Origin of the sequence: Arenibacter certesii DSM 19833 (genome assembly GCF_000429545.1) — a bacterium.
Lineage (GTDB): Bacteria > Bacteroidota > Bacteroidia > Flavobacteriales > Flavobacteriaceae > Arenibacter > Arenibacter certesii.
Genome location: NZ_AUCB01000004.1, coordinates 94,313 through 118,826, shown reverse-complemented (window position 1 = coordinate 118,826; position 24,514 = coordinate 94,313). Strand labels below are relative to the sequence as shown.

19 protein-coding genes, 1 tRNA gene and 1 pseudogene are annotated in these 24,514 nt (G+C 37.6%); 10 read left to right on the top strand and 11 right to left on the bottom strand.

Going from position 1 to position 24,514, the window contains the following annotated elements; translation table 11 throughout:
• The first annotated feature begins 793 nt into the window (after positions 1 to 793).
• Together G466_RS0101525 and G466_RS0101520 are read left to right on the top strand one after the other, a co-directional pair.
• Positions 794 to 4,006 carry a SusC/RagA family TonB-linked outer membrane protein gene (locus G466_RS0101525; RefSeq protein WP_026812052.1) on the top strand — a complete coding sequence of 1,071 codons (3,213 nt, stop codon included), beginning with the start codon at positions 794 to 796 and terminating at the stop codon, positions 4,004 to 4,006.
• Between the two features lie 21 nt (positions 4,007 to 4,027).
• On the top strand, positions 4,028 to 5,509 hold the full coding sequence (locus G466_RS0101520) for a RagB/SusD family nutrient uptake outer membrane protein (protein WP_026812051.1): 1,482 nt from the start codon (positions 4,028 to 4,030) through the stop codon (positions 5,507 to 5,509).
• 160 nt (positions 5,510 to 5,669) lie between these two features.
• Here G466_RS0101520 and G466_RS0101515 read toward each other — a convergent pair whose 3' ends face one another.
• Complete coding sequence (locus G466_RS0101515) at positions 5,670 to 6,449, bottom strand: alpha/beta fold hydrolase (RefSeq protein WP_026812050.1); 780 nt, start codon at positions 6,447 to 6,449, stop codon at positions 5,670 to 5,672.
• A 206-nt stretch (positions 6,450 to 6,655) separates the two neighbouring features.
• Here G466_RS0101515 and G466_RS0101510 point away from each other — a divergent pair, with 206 nt between their 5' ends.
• Positions 6,656 to 6,853 carry a hypothetical protein gene (locus G466_RS0101510; protein WP_026812049.1) on the top strand — a complete coding sequence of 66 codons (198 nt, stop codon included), beginning with the start codon at positions 6,656 to 6,658 and terminating at the stop codon, positions 6,851 to 6,853.
• Between the two features lie 4 nt (positions 6,854 to 6,857).
• Here G466_RS0101510 and pyrF read toward each other — a convergent pair whose 3' ends face one another.
• The 5 genes from pyrF to G466_RS0101485 all read right to left on the bottom strand — a co-directional run bounded on the left by pyrF (position 6,858) and on the right by G466_RS0101485 (position 14,148).
• On the bottom strand, positions 6,858 to 7,676 hold the full coding sequence (pyrF, locus tag G466_RS0101505) for an orotidine-5'-phosphate decarboxylase (RefSeq protein WP_026812048.1): 819 nt from the start codon (positions 7,674 to 7,676) through the stop codon (positions 6,858 to 6,860).
• A 5-nt stretch (positions 7,677 to 7,681) separates the two neighbouring features.
• Complete coding sequence (gene prfA / locus G466_RS0101500; RefSeq protein WP_026812047.1) at positions 7,682 to 8,758, bottom strand: peptide chain release factor 1; 1,077 nt, start codon at positions 8,756 to 8,758, stop codon at positions 7,682 to 7,684.
• A gap of 396 nt (positions 8,759 to 9,154) precedes the next feature.
• The gene (locus G466_RS0101495) at positions 9,155 to 10,141 is read right to left on the bottom strand and encodes an FAD:protein FMN transferase (RefSeq protein ID WP_051315487.1); all 987 of its coding nucleotides are present in this window, start codon (positions 10,139 to 10,141) and stop codon (positions 9,155 to 9,157) included.
• 552 nt (positions 10,142 to 10,693) lie between these two features.
• Entirely contained in the window at positions 10,694 to 11,872 is a 1,179-nt protein-coding gene (locus G466_RS0101490; protein WP_026812045.1) for an AIR synthase related protein, read from the bottom strand.
• A gap of 89 nt (positions 11,873 to 11,961) precedes the next feature.
• Positions 11,962 to 14,148: a glutamine synthetase III family protein gene (locus tag G466_RS0101485; RefSeq protein ID WP_026812044.1), complete on the bottom strand. Its 2,187-nt coding sequence runs from the start codon at positions 14,146 to 14,148 to the stop codon at positions 11,962 to 11,964.
• Between the two features lie 194 nt (positions 14,149 to 14,342).
• Here G466_RS0101485 and G466_RS0101480 point away from each other — a divergent pair, with 194 nt between their 5' ends.
• Entirely contained in the window at positions 14,343 to 15,371 is a 1,029-nt protein-coding gene (locus G466_RS0101480) for a glutamine synthetase beta-grasp domain-containing protein (RefSeq protein ID WP_026812043.1), read from the top strand.
• A 187-nt stretch (positions 15,372 to 15,558) separates the two neighbouring features.
• Here G466_RS0101480 and G466_RS0101475 read toward each other — a convergent pair whose 3' ends face one another.
• Positions 15,559 to 16,497, bottom strand: a complete 939-nt coding sequence (locus tag G466_RS0101475) for a calcium/sodium antiporter (protein ID WP_026812042.1) — start codon at positions 16,495 to 16,497, stop codon at positions 15,559 to 15,561.
• Positions 16,498 to 16,698: 201 nt separating this feature from the next.
• Between G466_RS0101475 and G466_RS0101470 the strand changes: the two genes are divergently transcribed.
• A complete protein-coding gene (locus G466_RS0101470) occupies positions 16,699 to 16,851 on the top strand; it encodes a hypothetical protein (RefSeq protein WP_026812041.1) in 153 nt (50 codons plus the stop codon).
• A gap of 18 nt (positions 16,852 to 16,869) precedes the next feature.
• Here G466_RS0101470 and G466_RS0101465 read toward each other — a convergent pair whose 3' ends face one another.
• Positions 16,870 to 17,382, bottom strand: coding sequence for an adenine phosphoribosyltransferase (locus G466_RS0101465; protein WP_026812040.1), 513 nt, complete (start codon positions 17,380 to 17,382; stop codon positions 16,870 to 16,872).
• Between the two features lie 85 nt (positions 17,383 to 17,467).
• Between G466_RS0101465 and G466_RS0101460 the strand changes: the two genes are divergently transcribed.
• Positions 17,468 to 17,541, top strand: a tRNA-Arg gene (locus G466_RS0101460).
• A gap of 118 nt (positions 17,542 to 17,659) precedes the next feature.
• Here the strand turns inward: G466_RS0101460 and G466_RS24665 are convergent.
• Positions 17,660 to 17,773, bottom strand: a pseudogene (locus G466_RS24665) (ISAon1 family transposase); the annotation flags it as partial.
• Between the two features lie 127 nt (positions 17,774 to 17,900).
• On the opposite strand from G466_RS24665, the gene G466_RS0101455 reads away from it, so the two are divergent.
• Entirely contained in the window at positions 17,901 to 18,809 is a 909-nt protein-coding gene (locus G466_RS0101455; protein WP_026812039.1) for a TolB family protein, read from the top strand.
• A 410-nt stretch (positions 18,810 to 19,219) separates the two neighbouring features.
• Entirely contained in the window at positions 19,220 to 19,999 is a 780-nt protein-coding gene (locus G466_RS0101450) for a hypothetical protein (RefSeq protein ID WP_026812038.1), read from the top strand.
• A 264-nt stretch (positions 20,000 to 20,263) separates the two neighbouring features.
• On the opposite strand, the gene G466_RS0101445 is transcribed toward G466_RS0101450, so the two are convergent.
• A complete protein-coding gene (locus tag G466_RS0101445; RefSeq protein ID WP_026812037.1) occupies positions 20,264 to 21,130 on the bottom strand; it encodes a sugar phosphate isomerase/epimerase family protein in 867 nt (288 codons plus the stop codon).
• 841 nt (positions 21,131 to 21,971) lie between these two features.
• Here G466_RS0101445 and G466_RS0101440 point away from each other — a divergent pair.
• Both G466_RS0101440 and G466_RS0101435 read left to right on the top strand, forming a co-directional pair.
• On the top strand, positions 21,972 to 22,205 hold the full coding sequence (locus tag G466_RS0101440) for a hypothetical protein (protein WP_026812036.1): 234 nt from the start codon (positions 21,972 to 21,974) through the stop codon (positions 22,203 to 22,205).
• On the top strand, positions 22,198 to 22,644 hold the full coding sequence (locus tag G466_RS0101435; protein ID WP_026812035.1) for a PAS domain-containing protein: 447 nt from the start codon (positions 22,198 to 22,200) through the stop codon (positions 22,642 to 22,644). Before G466_RS0101440 ends, G466_RS0101435 begins: the two co-directional genes overlap by 8 nt.
• Before the next feature lie 81 nt (positions 22,645 to 22,725).
• On the opposite strand, the gene G466_RS0101430 is transcribed toward G466_RS0101435, so the two are convergent.
• Positions 22,726 to 24,513 (bottom strand): ribonucleoside-diphosphate reductase subunit alpha, encoded by a 1,788-nt coding sequence (locus G466_RS0101430; RefSeq protein ID WP_026812034.1) that lies wholly within the window; start codon positions 24,511 to 24,513, stop codon positions 22,726 to 22,728.
• Position 24,514: the final 1 nt, after the last annotated feature.

Genomic DNA, 24,514 nt, shown 5'->3' with positions numbered 1-24,514 from the left:
TCTCCCCTATAGCCGTATTAAATCTAAATTTTTAACTTATAAGAAAAATCGCTTTAAACCATATTTAAAATTACCCTCCCTAACTAAGTCAGGAAGACAGAAAAGAATATATTCATGATTGAATAATGCATTTTACACAAACCTCTATTCTGAAAAAAAATAGTCATAACCCTGATAGAATTATGCAACAAAAATAGAAATACGCCCTTTTAGGACAACAACATCACGACAACATCTTCAATCGTAGATTAATCAGTAATTTGAAAGGGCTATAAACGAAGCTACTCATGCTATAAAAAACAAAATAAAGTTGCATTCCACCCTATTTTCAACTCCTAAAATTTAGATAAAAATAACATTTGCCTGGTGATAATTTTAACTAATTATTAATAAAATTGTGTTTTAATCATAGGTGCTGAAAACCGTAAAACGGTGTTGAACAATCGTTTTTATCGACCAAAAAGGACCAAAAACCACTAAAACAACCACATATTTTACTATCCTATTCACTTCACAACTTGATATATAACGTATTATTTTTCAACATTTTACAAATACAGTAAACGTTAATTAAAATCGGCTCTACTTTACTTTAGGTCGGGATTGATGCTTATTCTATTCTACTATGGTTAATTTGCCAATTGGCTTTATTGCCTATGAGAAGGAAAATCACAAATTTGTTAAAATTTGTGATGATTTTTAGAACGTTTGGCAGCCGTTAAAAACCCAATTCTCAAGTCCTTTAAAGTCAACAAACTCAAATTAAATCTTTAACTAACACAAATTAATTTCTATGAAAATTAAGTATGTTTTATTCTTAAAACTTTTCTTAGTGACATTGATAATGATGGCGCAAGAAAAAGCAATTACCGGGACGGTAACTGACAAGGATGAATTACCCCTACCAGGAGTATCTATCGTTGTATCGGGAACAACTAGCGGTACGCAAACCGACTTTGACGGGAATTACACCATTAATGCTAAGCAAGGCGATGTATTAAGGTTTAGTTACATTGGTCAAACAACCGTTACTGTAACGGTAGGCGCATCAAACACCATTAATGTAGAAATGGAAGAGGATGCACAAGCATTGGAAGAAGTTATCGTTGTAGGATACGGTACAACTACCAAACAATCTTTTACTGGTTCGGTAAAACAAATTGATGCTGAGTTATTGGAGCGTAAGAGTGTTTCCAATATATCACAGGCGCTAACCGGTGAATCTGCTGGGGTAAGGGTTATTAATACCTCCGGACAGCCAGGTGAGGCGGCAACTATCAGAATTAGAGGTTTTGGATCGGTTAATGGTAACAGAGATCCTTTATATGTGGTAGACGGCGTTCCTTATAATGGTAATATTAATGCCTTAAATCCTAGTGATATCGAATCTACCACTATCTTAAAAGATGCTTCTGCAACTGCAATCTTTGGTGCACGTGGTGCCAACGGTGTAGTAGTAATAAACACTAAAAAAGGTAGAAATGGAAACAATTATATTGAAGTAGAGACCAAAACAGGACAAAACTTTAGTTTGTTACCAAGATATAGCACCATTCAATCCCCCGAGCAATATATAGGATTAAGCTGGGAAGGACTTAAAAACAGAGGAGCAGCGTTTGGTCGTGATGAGGCAGCAGCAATGCAATATGCAAACGACAGACTATTTGACTCCCGTTCTGGAGGTATAAGCTCTAAATACAATATGTGGAATGTAGCTGATGGCGCGGAGCTAATAGACCCAGCAACTGGTTTAGTTAAAAATGGAGTTACCCGTAAATACAACCCAGAAAACTGGGAAGATTACGCTTTTCAACCTTCTAGCAGATTGGAAGCTAACTTGAAAATAAGTGGTGGTAATGAAAGAACTAACTATTTTAGCTCTATTGGGTATCTAAACGATACAGGATATTCTATAAACTCTGATTTTGAGCGTTATTCTGCTCGTTTAAATGTAAACCACAAGGTAAAAGACTGGTTAGACGGTTCAATGAATTTGGGCTATACCGTATCTGAAACTAATAATGGTGGTCAATCTGAAGATTCAGGAAGTGTTTTCTGGTTTGTAGATAACATCCCTTCTATTTACCCACTATATTTAAGAGATGGAAATGGTAAAACCATGCCTGACCCTTACTACGGTGGCAACATTTATGATTACGGCCAAGGAAGAGGTTTTGGAGCCTTAACCAACGCTATATCTGACGCTTACAACAGCGTTGAGAATAGATTTAATCATGAAATTAACTTCAATACTTCTTTAAACGTTAAGTTCACAGATAATCTTACTTTAGAGAATAGATTTGGTACGCAGTACTACAATAGCTCTTTTGACGGCCAGAATGGTCCTTTCTACGGCCCTAGTGCTACTAGTGGAGGTTCTATCTTCAAAACCAAAACCGAAGTTTTTTCTTACAACATGTTGAACTTATTACGTTTTAAAAAGCGTTTTGATAGGCACAGTTTAGAAGCATTGGTAGCTCATGAGAACAACTCGTGGGAAAGAAAGTATCTTTCTGCCTACAAAACGAAGCTAGTAGATCCTTTTGGAACCGAATTAAACAATGCGGTAGTTTCTTCTCCTGCAACTTCTTACACTAGAGATTACACACTGGAAAGTTATTTTGGTCAAGTAAATTATGACTATGACAACAAGTATTTCCTTTCTGGAACGGTTAGACGAGATGGATCTTCTAGATTCTTGAACAACAAATGGGGAACATTTGGTTCTGTTGGTTTTGCTTGGGCAGTTACCAACGAAAACTTTATGCAAAATCAAGATTTCTTAAGCAATTTGAAGCTTAAAGCGAGTTACGGTCTAATTGGTGAGCAAGGTGGTGTTGGGTACTATCCAGGATACGATCTTTTTGATGTTCAAAACCTCAATGATGAAGTTTCGTTAATTTTTGACACTAAGGGAAATCCAGATCTAACCTGGGAGACTTCTAAGATGTTCCAGACTGGAATTGAATTCGGAATTGGAAGCGTATTAGATATTGCTGTTGATTACTACATTAAAAACACGGACGACTTAATTTTTGACAGAAGAAATGGTCCATCACTTGGATATGCTCTTATTAAAGTTAACGATGGTGCTTTGCGTAATAAAGGTTTGGAATTTGATATAACTGCACATTTGGTTAAGACTGATGATTTCTATTTGGACTTTACGGTAAACGGAGAGTTATTAGACAATGAGTTGACCAGAATGCCAATTGAACCAGCTACCGGTGAAGAAAAGGTTATAGATATTGATGGCAGATTTGGAAGATCTAATGGTCATTCTTTATATGACTTTTATACCCGTGAGTATGCAGGAGTAAATTCTGACACAGGAGTAAGCACTTGGAATGTGTATTACTTTGACGAAAACAATGATGGTGAGTACCAGGCAAGTGAGCGAGTTGCTTCCATGGCAGATTATGCGGCTGAGTTCCCAGAAAGAGCAAACAGCTTAGCAATGACTACAACTGACACTTATTCACAGGCGACCCAAAAATATATTGGAAAGTCTGCAATTCCTACGGTTAGAGGTGCCTTTAACCTAAGTACAGGTTACAAAGGATGGGATTTAAGTGCACAGTTCCTATATAGCGTAGGAGGTTATGCTTATGACGCAGCTTATGCAAGATTAATGGGCAATGATCAAGCAGGTGGTAACAACTGGCATACAGATATCTTAAACAGATGGCAAAAGCCTGGTGACGTTACCTCTGTACCGCGTATTTCTAGTGACTACGACAAAAACGTGACTTCATCTTCAACTCGTTTCATCACTAAGTCAGATTTCTTAAACTTGAACAACATTAGATTGGGATATACTATTCCAAAAATGTATGTTGAAAAAATAGGGATGTCTAACTTAAACTTATGGGTTTCTGGAGACAACTTATGGTTGTTATCTAAAAGAGATGGTTTTAACCCATCTACAGATGAGGCTGGTACATCTGATATGTACCGTTATTCTCCATTATCTACCTTTACCTTTGGAGTCAGAGCTAAATTTTAATTATAAAAATTGAAACAACTTATGAAATCTAAATTATATATAACGATACTCGCTACAGGCCTATTAACATTAGGCTGCAGTGATGATTATCTAGAAACGAAACCTACTGAATTTATTTCCACTGAACAGATAAACGATGCTTCAGAGCTAAATCCAGATGTACTAGAAGCTAGTTTACGAGGCATATATGCAACCATGTACCAAACAGGATCAGGTGGAACCGATTTAGACCATGACGATTTTGGCCATAAGGGCTACGATATTTATGGCGACATGTTGTCTTCGGATATGGTATTGGCCGGGACTACCTATGGATGGTACAGTAGTGTGGCTGATATGACCTCTACGGTAGACTACACTAATAATAACAATTATAAAGTTTGGAGATTCTACTATAGAATTATTCTTTCGGCTAATATTGTTATTGAAGGATTAGGTGGAAACGATGCTGAACTTGAAACAGCTACTGAAAAACAAACAATGGGACAAGCGAAAGCATCTAGAGCCTTTGCTTATTTTTATTTAGCAAATTATTTTTCTAAAGGTTTTGAACCATCGGAGCCCATACTACCAATCCACATAGATATTGAAGCACCCAACCAACCTTTGAGTAGTGCTGAAGAGGTTTATAAAATTGTTATAGACGACCTTGGCAATGCAATAAATTTATTGGAAGGATTCTCTAGAAGTGCTAAACATGAAATCAACCAAGATGTGGCTAGAGGTCTTTTAGCCTATGCATATGCAGCTACAGGACAAGATGCAGAAGCTGCAATATTAGCTAATAAAGTGATCACCGGTGGCAACTTTAGCCTTATGACAAAAGAGGAAGTTACTGGTGGATTTAACGATGTAAACACCAATGGATGGATGTGGGGCGTAGATATTACCCTAGACAACGACTTAGACCTTGTATCTTGGTGGGGACAAATAGACCTATTCACCTATAGCTACGCTTGGGCAGGAGATCCTAAAGTTATTGATGTAGATCTTTATAATGCTATTCCTGATAATGATGTTAGAAAAGACCAGTTTGAGGATCAAGATGGAACAGAAAACAACAATGTATTATACCCTACTGGTAAATTTTATGCTCCTGAGCGTGAGATTGGTGGACAAAGAAGTGTTACAACAGACTACGTTTATATGAGAGTAGCAGAAATGTATTTGCTACATGCTGAAACTGCTGCTAAATCTGGAGACGAACCTGCTGCTAAAGCTTCCTTAAAAGCGTTATTGGAGGAAAGATTAGAATCTGCCTCAGATGCTGCTTATGTAGATCAGTTGGCCGGACAGGATTTACTGGACGAAATTTACCTACAAACCAGAATTGAACTTTGGGGGGAAGGAAAAAGCTACTTGGCTATGAAAAGGAACAAGGCAACCATTACACGTGGAGCTAACCACCTTTCGGCTGTAGGGGAGCCAATTCCTTACAACGATAGTAGATTAACGTTTGAAATTCCACAGAGTGAAATTCAGAATAACCCTAACATCAACTAAGTAGTTAAAAGTTGAGTTAATATTATAAAAGCCTGTCAAAATTAATTTTGACAGGCTTTTTTTTTAATATCAAAATAAGGATTAAGCAACTTTAACTCTTCATGTAACCACTAGAATACTTTGTACGTGAAGCCCACTTTTATATCACAAATTTTAACTCTTATCTAGCCAATAGATATTTAATAACGGTTTCATTAAAGAACAAGGGCTGCTCTACATTTACCACATGCCCACAATTCTCAACTACAACTAAGGAAGATACCCGGTGTTTTTCTACCATTTTCTTTACAGCAGGCAAGAACAAGTAGTCTTCCTCCCCCATTAAATATAAGGTAGGGATATTAATATCTACGCTTCTAAAAAATCGCAATAAAGGATTTATCTCTGAAGTTAGTTTAAACCATCGGATAAACTCCTTTTGATAAAGCTTTTTAGCTTCCCGAACAAATAAGGTGCGAGACTCTTTATGGTTTTTATTGGGCATAATAACAAATGCGAAGAACTTGTACAGCCATAGATAAGGAACTATGGACTTAAAAACAACCCCTAACCTTATAAGTACCTGAGACCTGAAGTTCAGCTTCATGATGGCACCACCCAAAATCATACTCTCTACTCGAGAAGGGTATTTTTCGGCCAAGTTCCGAATAAGAATAGTTCCCAAGGAAATGCCTACAAAATGGGACTTCGGAATCTTCTCATGGTCTATTACCTCAACTATATCATTAGTTATGGTATCAAAGGTATATTTATCTAAAAAGGCATCTTTTAAATGCAACTTGGAATTTCCGTGACCCCTAAGATCCAATAGGAGCACATTAAAGTGTTTTTTAAATTCCCGTAACTGTTTGTACCATATAGTAGAACTGCCTCCGGCTCCGTGCACAAAAGTGACCCATTTGTTAGACACCTTATGAAGGTGAGTAGTATAACTAATCAATGCTTATCGTAGTATTAAAAGAGAATTAAAGAGACACCTATGCCCTCAAAACACCGCAAAGATAACCAAACCCACATCACTAGTTTAAATAAAGGTTGCCAAAAGGTCAAATTATCTGATTTTTAACCACATACAACTAATTCACACTTTATAAACCCTCAATAAGAAGTATATTTGGGAAGAGAATATTAATATGTAACGTAGATATGAAAAATCAAAATTGCAAAGTAGGCTCCGTCACCCAGATGGCTAATGGCGTTGATACAAGACCCCTTTTAGAGGAACAATACCATAATTTTATGGAGAAGGCAGCTAATATAAAATACACCGATTCCAGACTTGCGGAATTCTTTGAACGAAAAGCGACAAAAATTGATAAAATATTGAAAGACCTATCCCAATAGGAGGTTACTGATGCTGCAACGCTAACCTCATGTGTAACTGCAGTTCTTTTGCCTTATCCGCAGCTGCCTCTGCAAAATCTACACCCTCGGAGGCATAGATAATACCTCTAGAGGAATTAATCAACAGACCAACATCTTTGGTCATACCATATTTACAAACCTCCTCTAAACTACCTCCCTGCGCCCCTACCCCAGGCACCAGCAGAAAACTATTCGGAATTATGGAGCGTATACCCTTTAGATATTCGGCTTTCGTAGCACCAACAACATACATCAGGTTCTCCGAGTTTTCATAGGTCTTGGACGTTTCTAACACGTGCTTGTACAACTCTTGCCCTTCTACCATTTTAGTCTGAAAATCAAAGGCTCCTTTATTAGAGGTCAATGCCAATAGAATGGTATGTTTATCTTTAAATGCCAGAAAGGGCTCAACGGAATCCTTGCCCATATATGGAGCTATAGTAACTGAATCAAATCCAAGGTCCTCAAAAAATGCTTTAGCATATCTTGTAGAGGTATTCCCGATATCTCCACGTTTTGCATCGGCTATGGTAAATTGTTCTGGAAAATGCATATTAAGGTACTCAATAGTCCGCTCCAAGGAACGCCATCCCTTTATACCATATGCTTCATAAAAGGCCAGATTTGGCTTATAAGCAACACATAAGTGATGAGTAGCATCTATTATTGCTTTATTAAAGGCAAAAATAGGATCTTCTTCTTTTAAAAGATGATTAGGCACCTTATCTAGGTCCGTATCCAATCCTATACAAAGAAAGGACTCCTTTTTACGAATTTGTTCAATTAAAAACTGGGTGGTCATTTATTTTAGAATGTCTCGGAAGCTTCTTTTAATTTTTCTGTATTTTCTACCATACTCAACTCATCTATAATACGCTGGATATCCCCGCCTATTATATTTTGTAGATCGTATAAGGTTAACCCTATTCTATGGTCGGTAACCCTTCCCTGAGAGTAGTTATAGGTTCTAATCTTTGCAGAACGGTCACCGCTACTGACTTGGGAGTTTCTTTTAGCAGCATCTTCCTCCTGTTTCTTGGCCAACTCCATATCGTATAAACGGGAACGCAATACTTTAAACGCTTTTTCTTTGTTCTTGTGTTGCGATTTTTGATCCTGGCATTGCGCTACCAAACCAGTTGGAACGTGAGTTAATCGTACGGCAGAATAAGTAGTGTTCACCGATTGTCCACCTGGACCTGAGGAACAAAAATAATCAATTCGCACATCCTTAGCCTCTATATGCACATCAAAATCCTCCGCTTCTGGAAGCACCATTACGGTGGCAGCACTAGTATGCACCCTTCCCTGAGTTTCTGTTTGTGGTACACGTTGTACACGGTGTACCCCTGCCTCAAATTTTAAGGTACCATATACATCTTCTCCGGTTACCTCAAACTGAATTTCCTTGTAACCACCATTGGTTCCTTCACTAAGATCTATAACATTGGTTTTCCAACCCTTGGATTCGCAGAACTTGGTATACATTCTGAACAGGTCTCCTGCAAAAATACTAGCCTCGTCCCCTCCGGTTCCGGCACGGATTTCAACCACCACGTTTTTAGAGTCTTCGGGATCTTTAGGTATTAGTAGAAATTTAATTTCTTCTTCCAGCCCAGGTAGTTTATCCTTGGCTTCTTCCAGTTGCATTTTAGCCATCTCGGACATCTCTGGATCACTTCCATCTGCCAGTATTTCCTCGGCTTCCTCAATATTATTGGTGATTTCTAGATAAAGCGTTCTTTTATCTACCAGCTTCTTTAGGTCTTTATATTCCTTATTCAACTCCACATATCGCTTCTGATCGGAAATAATCCCGGGCTGGATGATAAGGTCCGAAACCTCATCAAATCGCTGTTTTACTATATTTAATTTATCAATCATACACTAACTTCTATCGTTACGCGAATTTACGATAAATTTGTACATTTAACCATATCCAATTTGATTAGATGAAATCATTTCATCAGATTTCACACTACGTTTCCTATTTTTTTTACTATCAAGTCCCTTATACCAAACCGCTATATGCTTCTATAAATTCTTAATTATAACATACATAAAGCTATTTAAGGGGATATTGAATCCTCCTAAACGCCCATAAGTGTGATATTAGAAATTACTTGATCATAAAGATTTAAAGTAATTTTAGAGAATATACTTAGTGATAAGTTCAATAAAAGACCAGGAATTATATTAGAGAAATTCAAATCGCAAACTGATACCTTCCACTATGCACCTAATTTTAATATAGAAGAACAAAATTATTGGAAGCGTTGATTAGTCCAACAAAATACCCTCCGTTTTGTGCATCACATTATTGTTATCTACAATAATAACCTCTGTTCCATCCAATTGGCTAATTATGGCTAAGCCTCGTTCCACCCCAAGAACAAAAACCGCTGTAGACAAGGCATCACAAAGCTCTGCACTTTTAGAAAACACAGATACCCTATTAACCCCCACAGCAGGATAACCCGTCCTGGGATCCAATACTGATGAGAATCGAGTATTTTCAAGGGGGACAAAATCATTGCAACTCTCGGTGGTAGAAACCGAAGACTCCAATACGGGAATCCATGAGAACATTTTCGCAAAGCCGACAGGATTTGCTATCCCGATCATCCATTTTTCTCCATTTGCCTTTACTCCCCAGGTTGTAAAATCGCCAGCGCCATTAATTGCTCCGCCTAAGACTTGTTTTCTCACTAGAAGTTCTTTTGCCTTATCTACTGCATATCCCTTAGCAATGGCTCCAAACCCAATTTTAACCCCTTTTTTCTTTAAGAATACAGTGAGATCCTTGGCATTGAGGACAATATTTTGATATCCCACATTAGTTAAGCTCAATGACAACTCATCCTTAATAGATTCATTATCAACGTTGCTTTTAAAATCCCAAACCACGTCCATTCCCTCTTGACTTATATCAAATGCTCCATTAGTAAGCTTTGAAATCTCAATAGTCCGTTCTATAAGCCTAAACATCTCATAGCTCACCTTTACAGGCTTAATACCTGCATTGGAATTGATTAAATGTGTTTCAGAATTTTGGTCACCCGCATAAAGCATTTTATCTATTCGCTCTATTTCCGATATAGCTTCCTCTATATTGATATATCCCATCTCTTCATTATCCGCCACAACAGTAATATCGAATTTACTTCCCATTAAATTCACGGTACGATGTGCTGTAACGAGCTTTCTCCCCTTTAAAGGATTAAAAAAAGTAAAAAAGCAGAAAAGAATACCAACAAATATTTTCACTAAAGATATAATTAGGCAATGATTACCAAACTAATGGAATTGATCCTATATTGATGACAAAAGTCTACAGTAGCATCAATTTAATCTACCAAAGAATAAAAATCGACCTTAAGGGCTAGCGAACATCATGAATAAGAAGCTAATATAATGTATAAATTTGTTTAAAAGACTTAATTTAATTTCCCTCCGCTGATTTTTAAAACTTCAACAGTATATTATTGATAAACATACCGCTTAATTACTATTGAGAACCACCAGTTCATATCGAAAAAATCACCAATTCCACTAAGCGGCTTTTTTAACCTACTCAACAAAAAATGGTCTATTTAATACAAACCTTATGCCTCCTTAGCGCCTTAGTCAACAATTACATCTAACTGTACAAAGCTTCCATAATTAATAAGAGGCGAAACCTTCATGTAAAATGAAGCCCTAGGTTAGAGCGATAGGAACTCTCCCCCCTAACCTAGCGTTCCCGAAAATTAGATTTTTGCATTACCACCATACTTTATTATAAATTTAAAAAAGCCAGAAATAAGAGAATGCTGCTACCTAATAATCAAAAGTGCCAAACTCGCTTTTAATCGTGAGTTTTTTATCGGAACTAGCCTCTACCCTTCCTACGATTTTAGCCTCTACTCCAAAACTTTCCGAAATAGCAATAATTTCCTTCGCACTGTTTGGGTTTACATAGAGTTCCAATCGATGACCACAATTAAAGACTTGATACATTTCTTTCCAATCCGTTCCTGATTGCTCTTGAATTAATTTAAAGAGCGGGGGAATGGGAAACATAGTATCTTTTATAACATGTAAACTATCTATAAAATGAAGAATTTTTGTCTGCGCCCCTCCACTACAATGGATCATACCATGAATATCCCGAGCACCGAATTTATTTAAAATCTTTTTTACTATTGGTGCATAAGTACGTGTGGGCGACAATACCAATTTCCCCGCATCCAAGGGTGAATTGGGCACGGAATCCGTTAGCTTCACATTTCCAGAATAAACGAGCTCTTCAGGAACAGAAGCATCAAAACTTTCTGGATATTTTTCCGCTAGGTATTTAGAAAACACATCATGCCTTGCAGAGGTGAGTCCATTGCTGCCCATCCCTCCGTTGTACTCATCTTCATAAGTTGCTTGTCCAAAAGAAGCCAAACCTACTATAACATCCCCTTCCCTAATATTGGCGTTATCTATTACCTCACTTCTTTTCATCCTTGCGGTAACTGTGGAATCCACAATAATAGTACGCACTAAATCGCCAACATCAGCGGTCTCCCCTCCAGTAGAATGAATAGTAATTCCGTGGTTTGCCAAATCAGAAATCAATTCTTCTGTACCGTTGATGATTGCAGAAAGCACCTCCCCGGGGATTAAGTTTTTATTTCTTCCTATGGTGGAAGACAACATAATATTGTCCGTAGCCCCTACACAGATCAAATCATCTATATTCATGATTAAGGCGTCTTGGGCAATTCCCTTCCAAACGGAAAGGTCTCCTGTCTCCTTCCAATACATATATGCCAAAGAAGATTTTGTGCCCGCTCCATCCGCATGCATTACCAAGCAATGATCTTCATCATTAGTAAGATAATCGGGAACTATTTTACAAAAAGCCTGTGGAAACAGTCCTTTATCTATATTTTTTATCGCATTGTGCACGTCTTCCTTGGAGGCAGAAACACCTCTTTGACTGTATCGTTTACTATTAGATGAACCCATGATCAAAAGTTTGGGACAAAAATAGCAGATTCCACAAAAAAAAGCCCATTAATAATGGGCTTTTAATTCAACTCCTTTAAAAAGAGGTATTATTTAATAAAAAGAAGCTCTCTATATTTAGCCAAAGGCCAATATTCATCGCCCACTAATCGCTCTAATTTATCGCAATGGTAACGGATTTCATCAAAATGAACCCTCACTTTATCACAATAAGCATAGGCTTTTTTGTTTACGTCCACCATTTTATTAGCTTTCTTACGCTCTTCAACCATGGCATCCGTCTTTTCTTTTATAACCTCCATATGTTGAGATATACGTGAAACTATATCCAATTGACTCGCCGCCATTTTCTTATAGCTATCCCCATAAATTGACTTTAAACCGTTTATATTTTGCACTAATTTATTTTGATATTTCACGGCTGCAGGAATAATATAACTGTAAATCAACTCATTAAACACCCTACCTTCTATTTGGATATGCAGAATATACTCTTCCAACTCCACCTCTTGGCGCATTCTCACCTCCACATCACTCAGCACATTCATGGATTTAAAGAGCGAAATACTTTCTTTAGAAGTTAGCACCTGAAGAGCACTTGGGGTATTCTTATTGTTACTAAGTCCTCTTGCTTCGGCTTCTTTTTCCCAAGCTTCGCTATACCCATCACCTTCAAACCTAATTCTCTTGGAAGTTTTTATATATTCCCTCAATACATTAAATATAGCCTCGTCTTTCTTTAGCCCTTTCTTCTCTATTAAGGCATCTACTTCTTTCTTAAAGATTTGCAATTGCTTAGCCACTATAGTATTCAGCACCATCATTGGTTTAGCACAATTGGCTTTGGAGCCAACTCCCCTCATTTCAAACTTATTACCGGTAAAGGCAAAAGGAGAGGTACGGTTCCTATCGGTATTGTCTAGCAATATTTCTGGAATTTTACCCACTACGTTTAGCTTGAGGTCAGTTTTTTCTTCTGGCGATAATTTTCCATTAGTAACCCCTTCCAATTCATTAAGCACTTTATTTAATTGATCTCCTATAAAAATTGATAGAATAGCAGGGGGTGCCTCGCTAGATCCTAATCGGTGATCATTACTAGCAGAAGCAATGGAGGATCTCAACAATTCCTCATAGGTATCTACCGCTTTAATAGTATTCACAAAGAAGGTTAAGAACTGTAAATTCTTCATTGGGGTAGACCCAGGGCTTAAAAGATTTACACCAGTATTGGTAGCCAAGGACCAGTTGTTGTGTTTCCCAGAGCCGTTAATTCCTGCAAATGGCTTTTCATGAAAGAGCACTTTAAAGTTATGCTTATCAGATACTTTCTCCATTACATCCATTAGCAGAAGGTTGTGGTCTACCGCTAAATTGGTCTCTTCAAATATTGGAGCAAGCTCAAATTGATTTGGAGCCACCTCGTTATGACGAGCTTTAACTGGGATTCCCAATTTAGTACATTCCTTCTCCAATTCTTTCATAAAGTTTAGCACCCGAATTGGGATAACACCAAAATAATGGTCGTCTAACTGCTGCCCTTTAGCCGCAGACTGCCCTATAAGTGTCCTTCCAGTAAGACTTATATCTGGACGAGAATACCCCAATGCCTTATCTACCAAAAAATATTCTTGCTCCCATCCTAAGGTAGCATTCACTTTGGTTACACTCTTATCAAAATATTTTGCTACTGCCGTCGCTGCCTCATCCATGGCATTCAAAGCCCTTAATAACGGTGCCTTGTTATCTAAAGCCTCTCCGGTATATGCCACAAAAATAGTCGGGATACATAATGTAGCACCATAAAGGAATGCCGGTGAAGTAGGATCCCATGCCGTATAACCCCTAGCTTCAAAAGTATTTCTGATACCACCATTAGGAAAACTAGATGCATCGGACTCTTGTTGCACCAATTGTCCACCGCCAAACTTCTCCATCGCCTTTCCATCTAACGTTAGATCAAAAAAGGCATCATGTTTTTCTGCAGTAGCATTGGTTAAGGGCTGAAACCAATGTGTATAATGCGTAGCCCCCATGGAAATCGCCCAGGCTTTCATGCCCTCAGCAACCTGATCTGCAATTTTACGATCTATCTTAGTACCTGAATTTACCGATGCTTTAATTTGGTCAAAAGCTTCCTGAGTTAGGAACTGCCTCATTTTCTCCTCATTAAAAACATTCATTCCAAAATACTCTGAGCGTCTTGCCTTCTCCTTAATCTCTATCCTATTCCGCTTATTACTACGGCCAATGGCAGTAAACCTTTGTTTTGACATCTATTATTTTTTTTACAAAAATAGCAAATCCCTAAAATAAACCACCTAAAAAACAAAATATAATATTACACCCTTAAAAAATAGGGGGTCAAAATAAAAATCGTGTCTTTTTTTAAAATAACCCCTCCAAATAAAAGGGTGTTTTAATAAAAAACGTAAATTTGATAATCTAATTAAAACCAAAAAAAGATATTATGGGCAAGTCTAAATTAGAATATATTTGGCTGGATGGGTACGAACCCACCCAAAACATGAGAAGTAAAACCAAGGTAGTAGAAGATTTCAATGGTACGTTAGAAGACTGCCCAATTTGGTCTTTTGACGGAAGTTCTACCAGACAAGCAGATGGCAATTTGTCCGACTGCGTACTACAACCGGTAGCCATCTACCCAGATCCAGATCGTACTGACGGCTGGTTGGTAATGACCGAAGTTATGAATCCTGATGGCTCACCACATGCATCCAACGCGAGATCTAAAATTGACGATGACAATGACGATTTTTGGTTTGGGTTTGAGCAGGAGTACTTTATTATGGATGTAAAAACAGAACTTCCTTTAGGATTCCCAAGAGGAGGATATCCAAAACCCCAAGGAATGTATTACTGTTCCGTAGGCGGATTAAACACCCATGGTCGGGAACTCGTAGAAGAACATGCCGATGCCTGCATAAAAGCGGGTTTAAATTTCGAAGGCATTAATCAAGAGGTGGCTTGCGGACAATGGGAATTTCAATTGTTTGCCAAAGGTGCCAAAAAAGCCGGAGACGAAATATGGATAGCACGTTATTTATTGGATCGCCTAACAGAGAAGTATGATTACTATATAGAATACCACCCCAAACCTCTTGGCGACACCGATTGGAACGGTTCTGGTATGCATGCCAATTTCTCCAATACCACCTTAAGAACGTGTGGATCAAAAGAGGTATACGAAAAAATATGTGAAGCTTTTAGACCCGTTGTAAAAGAACATATTGCCGTATACGGGGCATTTAACGACCAACGTTTGACTGGAAAACACGAAACCGCATCCATTCACGATTTTTCCTATGGAATATCTGATAGAGGTGCTTCTCTTAGAATTCCGATTTACACGGTCTCCAACGGATGGAAAGGGTATTTGGAAGACCGTAGACCAGCATCTAACGGAGATCCATATAAAATTGCAGGAAGAATTATCCAAACAGTAAATTCTGCTGTTCTAGAGCCTCAATTATCCTAGTAATAAATATATATAAGAGAGCCGCTATTATATAATGTAGCGGCTTTATTTATGCACATTTATAAGGCTTTCTGGCCAATACCTACAAAAACCTTCACTATCTATTCCTGAAAATTACTTTCCAACTGTAAAAGTTACTATCTTAAAGAAGATTTGAAAATTCACCACTAAAAACCATGAGAAGATTTTAGATAAGGGTGACATACAAAAACACTGCATAGCTCCCAAGTAGAATTACTCCTTCTTTCCACCCCAGTCGCATTCTTTGAGGAAAAAATACTAATGGCAACAATAGGAACGATATGCCCAACATCCAGAAAATATCACTAGACAACAATCCCTGATCCATAACCTTAATAGGTTGTATCATTGCTGTAATCCCTAACACTGCCAAAATATTAAAAATATTGGAACCGATTAAATTACCTAAAGAGATGGCTTTTTCCTTTTTTACAACTGCAATTACCGAGGCTGCCAGTTCCGGAATACTGGTCCCTACAGATACAATGGTTATCGCAATTATTCGCTCACTAACCCCATAATATGTAGCCAGACCTACGGCTCCTTGGATCAACAACTCAGATCCTCCCCATAAGGCTGCACCTCCAATAACCAAGTACAAAAGCAGTTTATAAAGTGGCAATGGCAAATCATCTTCTGGCATTTCATCTACCACTGCAGTTTTCTGAAATCTCAATAGATATAACAAAAACAAGAATAGCAATACCATCATTGCAAGCCCCTCATAACGTTGAATTTCACCATCAAAATAAATGAACCCAAAAAACAAGGCAGAAGCGAACATCATAACGGGCCAATCCGTGACATAAAAACTCCTATTAACATCTATATTAGACAAGATTATGGTTATCCCTAGCACCAGTCCCAGGTTAGCGATATTAGAACCGACTACATTTCCCAGAGCCAAATCGGGGAATCCCTCCAAGGCAGCGTTTATACTCACTATTAATTCTGGGGCCGAAGTGGCAAAAGACACCACGGTCATCCCGATTACAATTTTAGGGATATTCAATCGCAACGACATAGCTACCGCCGCTTTTAAAAGCCAATTACCACCGAGAATCAACAATACTAAACCACCGATTATAAAGAGAATATCTTGCATCCAAAAAAATTTGACACAAATATAATAATCTCATTATGTTTTGCCCGTGTTTTATTAACCCAAACAAATATTAAAATTACGCCAATCCAATTGAGAATTCTAGAACAGGCTGTTTTGTTCCATCTATGTCACTATATTTGCAACTAGCTAGTATACAGACTATATAGTTGATGAAACAATACGTACCCTAATTAAGCAATGATGAAGAAGAATTTATTTAAGATTTTGGCCAAAATCAATAAGGTTATATTGCCTTCATTTACCAGGAAAAAATTAGATCTTGCCAAAGCCAGCAAATGGCAAATGGCAATTATTGGATGGCGGTATTATGTTACTACCAATGCATTGGATTAGGGCGCTTTCTCCTTTTCCCTAAAATTTCATCAGAGAAGCAATGGGGTAACCTGCTAACTTTTCGGCCCCATTTAAAAATTGCAGTTCCAATAAAAAATTACATTGCACAATCTCTCCCCCTAACCGCTCCACTAGTTTACATACTGCACTGGCAGTACCGCCAGTAGCCAGCACATCATCGTGAATAAGGACCTTATCCCCTTTTGAGATGGCATCTGAATGCATTTCTAGAACATCTTCCCCATATTCCAAGGAATAAGTTTCGCTAATTTTAGAAAAAGGTAATTTCCCTGGTTTCCTAACTGGCACAAATCCGGCATTTAAATCAATGGCAAGCATTGGAGCGAAGAAAAACCCTCTACTTTCCATTCCCACCACTTTATCGACCGTATTATCGCCCAGCATTTGCAATAATGCATTCTTGGCTGCAGCTAATGCTATAGAATCTTGCAATAATGGTGTTATATCCTTAAAAACAATGCCTTTTTCGGGGAAATCGGATACGTTTCTTATATAATTTTTAAAATTCATTTTTTTCGTGTGGGTTATTTTGCTGTAAAATTAAAAAGAAATATATTTGCAGCCCGAAACAAAGCAATTTAGTTTTATTTCAATCGGCCTCGTGGCGCAACTGAATAGCGCATCTGATTACGGCTCAGAAGGTTACAGGTTTGAATCCTGTCGAGGTCACATCACTTAAGAAACCACGCTCCTAGAGCGTGGTTTTGTGTTTTTAGGAACTTCAAAGCAAAATGCTTTCGAAAGGGAATAAAACCGGATCAAGTCCAATTTTTGGGTATTTGAATATTTATGCAAATAGTTGAGTGAACCTAAAGAGGAAGAATTTCGTATTCCTTACGCCTCTGAACTGTGCCCTAAAAGCTTTTATTTTTGCATTGAAGGATTATGCCGATGCATTTGTTATCTTTTGGTGATTTTCAAAGCGGAGCTTTATCAGGAAAGACAACGTCAACACTGTCGAGATCCCGGATAGATCTCAAAAAAGTAATGAGCTTTTTTTTATATCTTTCGAAAAGAACTATATAATTATGAAAAACCTTTTTCAGGCCTTATTCACCTTATCAACTATATCATCCATCTACGCACAAAGCACGGATGTTGTCTCTACCCTCGAAATTTACGATATTGAGACCAATAAACGCTCCGTTGTTTTATCTGAAGATGCTCATTTTGAAGCTCCGAACTGGAGCAATGACGGGAATTACTTCGTCATCAACCAAGAGGGCAGTCTATTTAAAATCTCTTTGGATGGAGAAAAAGAGCGAATCAATACAGGCTTCGCCAATAGATGCAATAATGATCATGGTATTTCGCCAGATGGTAAGACATTAGCCCTGAGTCATAATGTGGAAGATGGGAAAAATGGATGGCTTACTTCTTGCATTTTTACGGTTCCGATAGAAGGAGGAGAACCTACAAGGGTAACTGAAAACACCCCTTCGTTTTGGCATGGATGGTCACCTGACGGAAAAACACTCATCTATACAGCTAAACGCGACGATCATTTTAATATCTATGCGATCCCTTCTAATGGTGGAAAGGAAATTGCGTTGACCGATTCGGCCGGACTTGATGACGGTCCCGAATATTCCCCGGACGGAAAGTATATCTATTACAATTCCGTACAATCGGGAAAAATGGAAATTTGGAGGATGAGGGCCGATGGAACCTATAACAAACAACTTACAGACGACCCCTTCTCTAACTGGTTCCCTCATCCCTCCCCAGACGGAAATAACCTTGTTTTTATTTCCTATTTGGAAGACCAAGGAAGCACCCATCCGGCAATGAAAAATGTGGCATTGCGATTGTACAACATCAAGACTAAGACTATCCGAACGCTCTGCGAATTTATAGGCGGTCAAGGCAGCATAAATGTTCCCTCTTGGGCACCCGATGGAAAGCGTTTCGCGTTTGTCAGCTATACCTATAAATAAGGTTGTTTTAAACTTATTAATCCAGTACCACTCTACCAACTCTAACAAATACTATAATTAGTGATTCTTGCCTGGCAAGTTTAGAACAATATTGCTCCTGCCGCCCCTAGTATGCTCATAATGTATTAAGATGTTTTAAGCCGATCCACAATTAATTCGACAAAAGTGGAGAATAGCATAAGCTGTAAAACACAAGTCGATGTCATTTTATTTTGATGCAAAACGATCTTTTCTTGCTTTTAAAAATAAGCCTTTCTTAAAAAGATAAAATTATATGTACTTTTATTATTCAAGATAGCAAATGTCTTTTTTGTAGTACAGATCATATTACTGGAGCTTAGTTGAAGGGGAATACTTTTTACAATATAATTTCCAAAACCTAAAGAACAGCTACACCTAAAATTAACCACATGAAAAAAACATTACAGATATCAAATGCAATAGCTTTACTCATAACCATAGTGGTTAATTATCTTTCCAACACCGGGACCATCAATGGAAATACAATGAAAACCGTATCGGATATGTATTTTAATTATTTTACTCCGTCGGGATATGCTTTTTCTATTTGGGGCTTAATTTATATGGGATTGATAGGTTTTGTCATCTATACAGGACGCAGTCTTTTTAAAGGGGATTCTGATGAAGAAATAGTAGAAAAGATAGGATGGTGGTTTGTTATTTCCTGTATAGGAAATTCCCTTTGGGTTATAGCTTGGCTAAATTTGTATACAGGTACTTCTGTATTACTCATGAGCATTGTTCTTTTCTCCCTATTAAAAATCATAGTAAATACAAGAATGGAATTGGATACTCATCCCTTAAAAAAATATTTGCTGATTTTTTGGCCCTTTGCAATATATACTGGATGGATTTCCGTTGCCTTTATAGCCAATGTTGCAGCCTACCTCACCAAAACTAACTGGGACGGTTGGGGAGTTTCAGAAATTAATTGGACTATTATCATGATCATTGTTGCAGGCCTGATCAATATATTTATGATTTTAAAGAGAAATCTACGAGAATATGCCCTAGTGGGGATTTGGGCCTTAATTGCCATTGCTGTTTCCAATAAAGAAAATAGCAACTTATCCATAGTCTACGCTAGTTATATTGTAGCTGCCATAATTCTTATATTCATCAGTATTAGCGCCTATCGGAATAGCGCTTCATCCCCATCCGGAATGTAGATAAAGCCCCGAAATCCTGAAATAGCACGTCTATATATGTTTGAAAAGCATTAATTGAGGATTCGGTCTATAAAGGAAGTCTATTGTAATGAAAAAAAATTACACCGTATGCTATACTGTTGTAGACTATAAAATGTTATTGTCGCCTTATATTTTGATATCCATTCTCAAATAAAAATTCGGGACCTGAGTTTTTATAAAACCAGCCCCCGAATGATAGTTATAAGGCAAAAACGCTTACTTTACAAAAAGAGCAACCTTAAATTAATTGAACCCCAATTGTTTTATGCCAGCATGGCTAATTTTAATTGCCTCCAAAGGCTCTAAACCGTCAAAGGTCTGATCTTGCTCCACCATATAGTATTTCATGCCGGAAAGTTTCTTTTTCGCCAAAATCCGAGCAAAATCGATTGTGCCCTTTCCTACGGGAGCAAATCTCCCTTGGTCATCCATATCCTTTACATGCCAGCTTATAAAACGACCTGGGTATTTCTCAAAATAAGCAATTGGATCTAATCCAGCCTTGGTCACCCAATATAAGTCCATTTGAAAATTAACGTATTTAGGATCGGTATGTTCCAACAAATAGTCTATCGTAACAATTCCATCTTTATCTTTCATGAATTCGAAATCGTGATTGTGATAAAGTAACTTAAGTCCCGCTGCATGCGCCTTTTTACCCAATGTATTTATTATATCCGCCAGATTGGCTGCTCCGCCCGTCATCCCCAAGGACTTGGTTTCAGCGTCATATTTAAATAGACCCATTGGCGGTATGGGCACCACAAAATATTTAAATCCTGCCGCTTTTACATCTGCCATCATAGCATCAGCGTTCTCCAAGGTAACACTACCCTGATGCGCACTAAGGGGTCTTAAATTTATTTTCTTTAGGTACGCCTTAAAATCTGCAGGTGACATATTATAGAATTTACCGTCGGCATATCCTGCGGCCTCTATATTCTTATAACCGGCATCTGCTACAGCTTTAAGCGTAGCTTTAACATCTTTATTCATGTCGTTTCGCACTGTGTAAAGAGCCAACCCTCCAAACTTCTCTTGGGCATTGCCCATAAATATCCCAAGTAAAAGAAGAGACAATAAAAAGTTGTTTAATCTAGTTTTTATCATAGTAAAATGGTTAAAAAAATGGTTAATTCAATTATATTTTATTTTCAAATTTAATCAATTAAGATCTACAATCATCTAATAGTTGAATTATCCATAGGATGCGCATTAATATTTATTTTGAGTATGGTTAGCCCACAACCACATTTTTAGAAACTAATTAGCCTCCCGTCTTCTATCGCTATATTTGTTTAAATCTTCCTAACACCCTAGAACCTCATCTATCTCTGTCAAAACACTAAAATGATATAAAAAAAACTACCCCTACTCCTTTAATCTCATAACATCAAAAAAATAGATACCTAAGATTGTTGATATGGAGCTAATAGAAATAAAACACAATATAACCCATATTAAGAATTATTTCTCGTTATTTTAGCTAAGAGCAATAGCTATTCGCAATAGCCTCAAATTAGTATCGACTTAAAGTTGTAAGACTTCCCTTCCAATATCTTATCTAGATACCCCACTTTTATAGCCATAGTGCCTTTAGTTGATACCCAAGGCACAGTACGAGGATTATTATCGGTATCGGACTATAAATGTAAAAACTTAAATGCCAGGTGTTTAAACGGATTAAAACTACTAGCATAAAATACTGTTGCCTTTCTAAAGCATAAAAAAGAAGGGATAATTTCGCAAGGAAAATTAGCATCACAAGAAAATAGCAGACTAGGTACCTCTCCCTTTCTGGAAATTAATACAATCGGAGCGCCAACTAAAAAAATCGAACGACATTGCCAAATCAGGATAATACCACTTTATCACTTGTTGCCGAATATTCAAAAAATGATAAGGCAAAAGCCTATTTAAATAAGTGTAGCAAGAAAACTATTTTTAAAATATGGCGAAGGCCTTCCGAATATGGTTTGCAAAAGATCAAGCAATTGTAGTTTGGGATAGTATAGACCAGAAAGCAACCTTTAAAACAGACCCAGCAGTTGATACCTTTTGCCAACAAGCTTTATTGGGTATTTCGTTAATACATAATAATAAGGTTAAGGGCGTACTTGTTCTAGCTAACGAAAACAGTTCCAAAAGCCCCAAATTCTATGGGAAATTGTTCGGCTATGGATAATCCGAAAACAACAAGATGGGAATCAGAATACAGATACTTAAAAAATACGGGAGAGTATGCCCCTTTATGGGACAAGGGAACGGTAATACGAAATAAAGAGGGTAAAGCAATTAGGATGGTTGGGTCTATGGCAGAAATTACCCTCCGCAGGCGATATGAAGAATCTTTAAGACAGCTAAATCAAGAGTTAAAAGAACATGCCCTCAATGTAGAAACACAAAATAAAAAACTTAAGGATATCGCTTGGACACAGTCTCACGTCGTGAGGGCTCCATTGGCAAGATTTATGGGACTGATCTACCTTATTAAAGATGAGATAGTACCAGAGGAAGAGAAAAAAGAATTATTAGATCATATTTACACTTCAGCAATAGAATTTGACGAGATTATTAGAGTAATTGTTGAAAATTCACATTCCGTGATTTCAGATGTTAATTAATACAATTAAATTTCCCTAATAAATAAAACCTCGAGCGTATTTTCCCGAGGTTTTACAAATTAAAAAGGTAAGTAAGATAATTTATGCCTCACAACTTGCACAATCCTTTTTCTGCCTAAATTTCTGGGCGGCATTCATACTATGCTGATAATACAGCGATTTTAGACCTAATTTCCACGCTGTAACATGAATTTTATTAATATCCTTAACGGGCATATCCGGGTGAACAATAATGTTCACCGACTGACCTTGGTCAATATGGTTCTGACGATTGGCCGCTTGGTATATTATATCCATTTGATCAATTTCGGAATACGTTTTAAATACATCTTTTTCCAACTCTGTTAAGAAATCTAAATGCTGAACAGAGCCATCAAAATCCCGTATACTGCGCCATACTTCCTGGGTATTTTTCCCTTTCTCTTCCAACAAAGCTTCTAAATACGTGTTTTTTATAGTGGTTTTTATCTTAGCTATGTCCTTAACATATATATTGGACCAAATAGGTTCTATCCCTTGAGAGACCTGTCCAAGAATAAACGCAGACGACGTTGTTGGCGCTATAGCATTTAAAGTAGCATTACGTCTACCATATCCCTTAAGTACTTTTGGCTCCCCAAATTTAACAGCCAATTCACCTGAAGCTGCATACGATTTTTCCTTAACTAGCTTAAAGATCTCACTATTTAGGTTATAAGCTTCCTGACTGTTAAATGGCAGCATTTTAGACTGCAACAATGAATGCCATCCCAATACCCCTAGGCCTAAAGCCCTATTTTCCTTTGCAAAATTATAGGCACGCTCCATAAAAAGGAATGTTTGCCTATCTTCTCTTTCTTCGGAATCTCTAAAGGCTTCTAATTTATCTATAAATTCTGTAATTACTGCATCCAGAAAATAAACCATCGTTTCAACAGCATCGGTATCTTTCCATTTATCATAGTGCAATAAGTTCACCGAAGACAGCACACATACAAACGACCACTCGTCATTAGAAGGCAACATAATTTCCGTGCACAGATTACTTGCATAGATCGTATGGTTTTCATTTCGATATACATCTGCTGCTCCATTATTAGCATGGTCTTTGAAGAAAATATAAGGATACCCCATTTCTCCTCTTCTCTGCAATACTTTTGCCCAAATGGTTCTCTTATCCGTATCTCCATCTATCATCTCTTGCATCCATTTATCGGTTACAGTAACTCCATGAGTAAGCTCTTGGATAGGGTTTCCTTCTGTACCGATTTCCAAAAACTCCATGATATCTGGATGCTCTACTGGCAAGTAGGGTGAAAAACGACCACGTCTTACAGATCCTTGGCTCACTACGTCTACCATAGATTCAAAAAGCTGCATAATATGAACGGCCCCGGATGCCTGACCATTATTTTTAACTTCTGCACCACGATGACGGATCTTGCCAAAATATCCAGAAGTACCCCCTCCTAGCTTGGACATCATCCCCACTTCCGATTGGGTATACAATATATTCCCCATATCATCGTCTATATGAGAACCAAAACAACTTATAGGCAATCCTCTTTTCTTCCCAAAATTTGACCACACCGGAGAAGCTAATGAATAAAAACCTTCAGACATATATCCGTAAAATTTATCGGAGAATCCAGGAATCTGAAGTATCTCTTCTGCTCTATCCGCAATTTCACGAATTCGCTCTTCAGCACTCATTCCATTAGACAAATAGCCCATGGATAAGAAATTTCTGCTGTGCTCCGTTAACCACTCAAAGCTTTTACTCGCGTTTTGCTTGTTCTTCCCAAGCGCTTCTTTTCTTGAATCTACAAGCAAATCTGCCTCATTATTGTTCTGGACTTCGGGATCTAAAGTTAATTTATTGTCGTTCATT

Excerpts from the sequence above, each read along its gene's own strand:
- G466_RS0101525 (WP_026812052.1), top strand. The coding sequence starts at position 794 with ATGAAAATTAAGTATGTTTTATTCTTAAAACTTTTCTTAGTGACATTG.
- G466_RS0101520 (WP_026812051.1), top strand. The coding sequence starts at position 4,028 with ATGAAATCTAAATTATATATAACGATACTCGCTACAGGCCTATTAACA.
- G466_RS0101510 (WP_026812049.1), top strand. The coding sequence starts at position 6,656 with ATGAAAAATCAAAATTGCAAAGTAGGCTCCGTCACCCAGATGGCTAAT.
- pyrF (WP_026812048.1), bottom strand. The coding sequence starts at position 7,676 with ATGACCACCCAGTTTTTAATTGAACAAATTCGTAAAAAGGAGTCCTTT.
- prfA (WP_026812047.1), bottom strand. The coding sequence starts at position 8,758 with ATGATTGATAAATTAAATATAGTAAAACAGCGATTTGATGAGGTTTCG.
- G466_RS0101490 (WP_026812045.1), bottom strand. The coding sequence starts at position 11,872 with ATGGGTTCATCTAATAGTAAACGATACAGTCAAAGAGGTGTTTCTGCC.
- G466_RS0101485 (WP_026812044.1), bottom strand. The coding sequence starts at position 14,148 with ATGTCAAAACAAAGGTTTACTGCCATTGGCCGTAGTAATAAGCGGAAT.
- G466_RS0101480 (WP_026812043.1), top strand. The coding sequence starts at position 14,343 with ATGGGCAAGTCTAAATTAGAATATATTTGGCTGGATGGGTACGAACCC.
- G466_RS0101475 (WP_026812042.1), bottom strand. The coding sequence starts at position 16,497 with ATGCAAGATATTCTCTTTATAATCGGTGGTTTAGTATTGTTGATTCTC.
- G466_RS0101470 (WP_026812041.1), top strand. The coding sequence starts at position 16,699 with ATGAAGAAGAATTTATTTAAGATTTTGGCCAAAATCAATAAGGTTATA.
- G466_RS0101465 (WP_026812040.1), bottom strand. The coding sequence starts at position 17,382 with ATGAATTTTAAAAATTATATAAGAAACGTATCCGATTTCCCCGAAAAA.
- G466_RS0101455 (WP_026812039.1), top strand. The coding sequence starts at position 17,901 with ATGAAAAACCTTTTTCAGGCCTTATTCACCTTATCAACTATATCATCC.
- G466_RS0101450 (WP_026812038.1), top strand. The coding sequence starts at position 19,220 with ATGAAAAAAACATTACAGATATCAAATGCAATAGCTTTACTCATAACC.
- G466_RS0101445 (WP_026812037.1), bottom strand. The coding sequence starts at position 21,130 with ATGATAAAAACTAGATTAAACAACTTTTTATTGTCTCTTCTTTTACTT.
- G466_RS0101440 (WP_026812036.1), top strand. The coding sequence starts at position 21,972 with ATGGCGAAGGCCTTCCGAATATGGTTTGCAAAAGATCAAGCAATTGTA.
- G466_RS0101435 (WP_026812035.1), top strand. The coding sequence starts at position 22,198 with ATGGATAATCCGAAAACAACAAGATGGGAATCAGAATACAGATACTTA.
- G466_RS0101430 (WP_026812034.1), bottom strand. The coding sequence starts at position 24,513 with ATGAACGACAATAAATTAACTTTAGATCCCGAAGTCCAGAACAATAAT.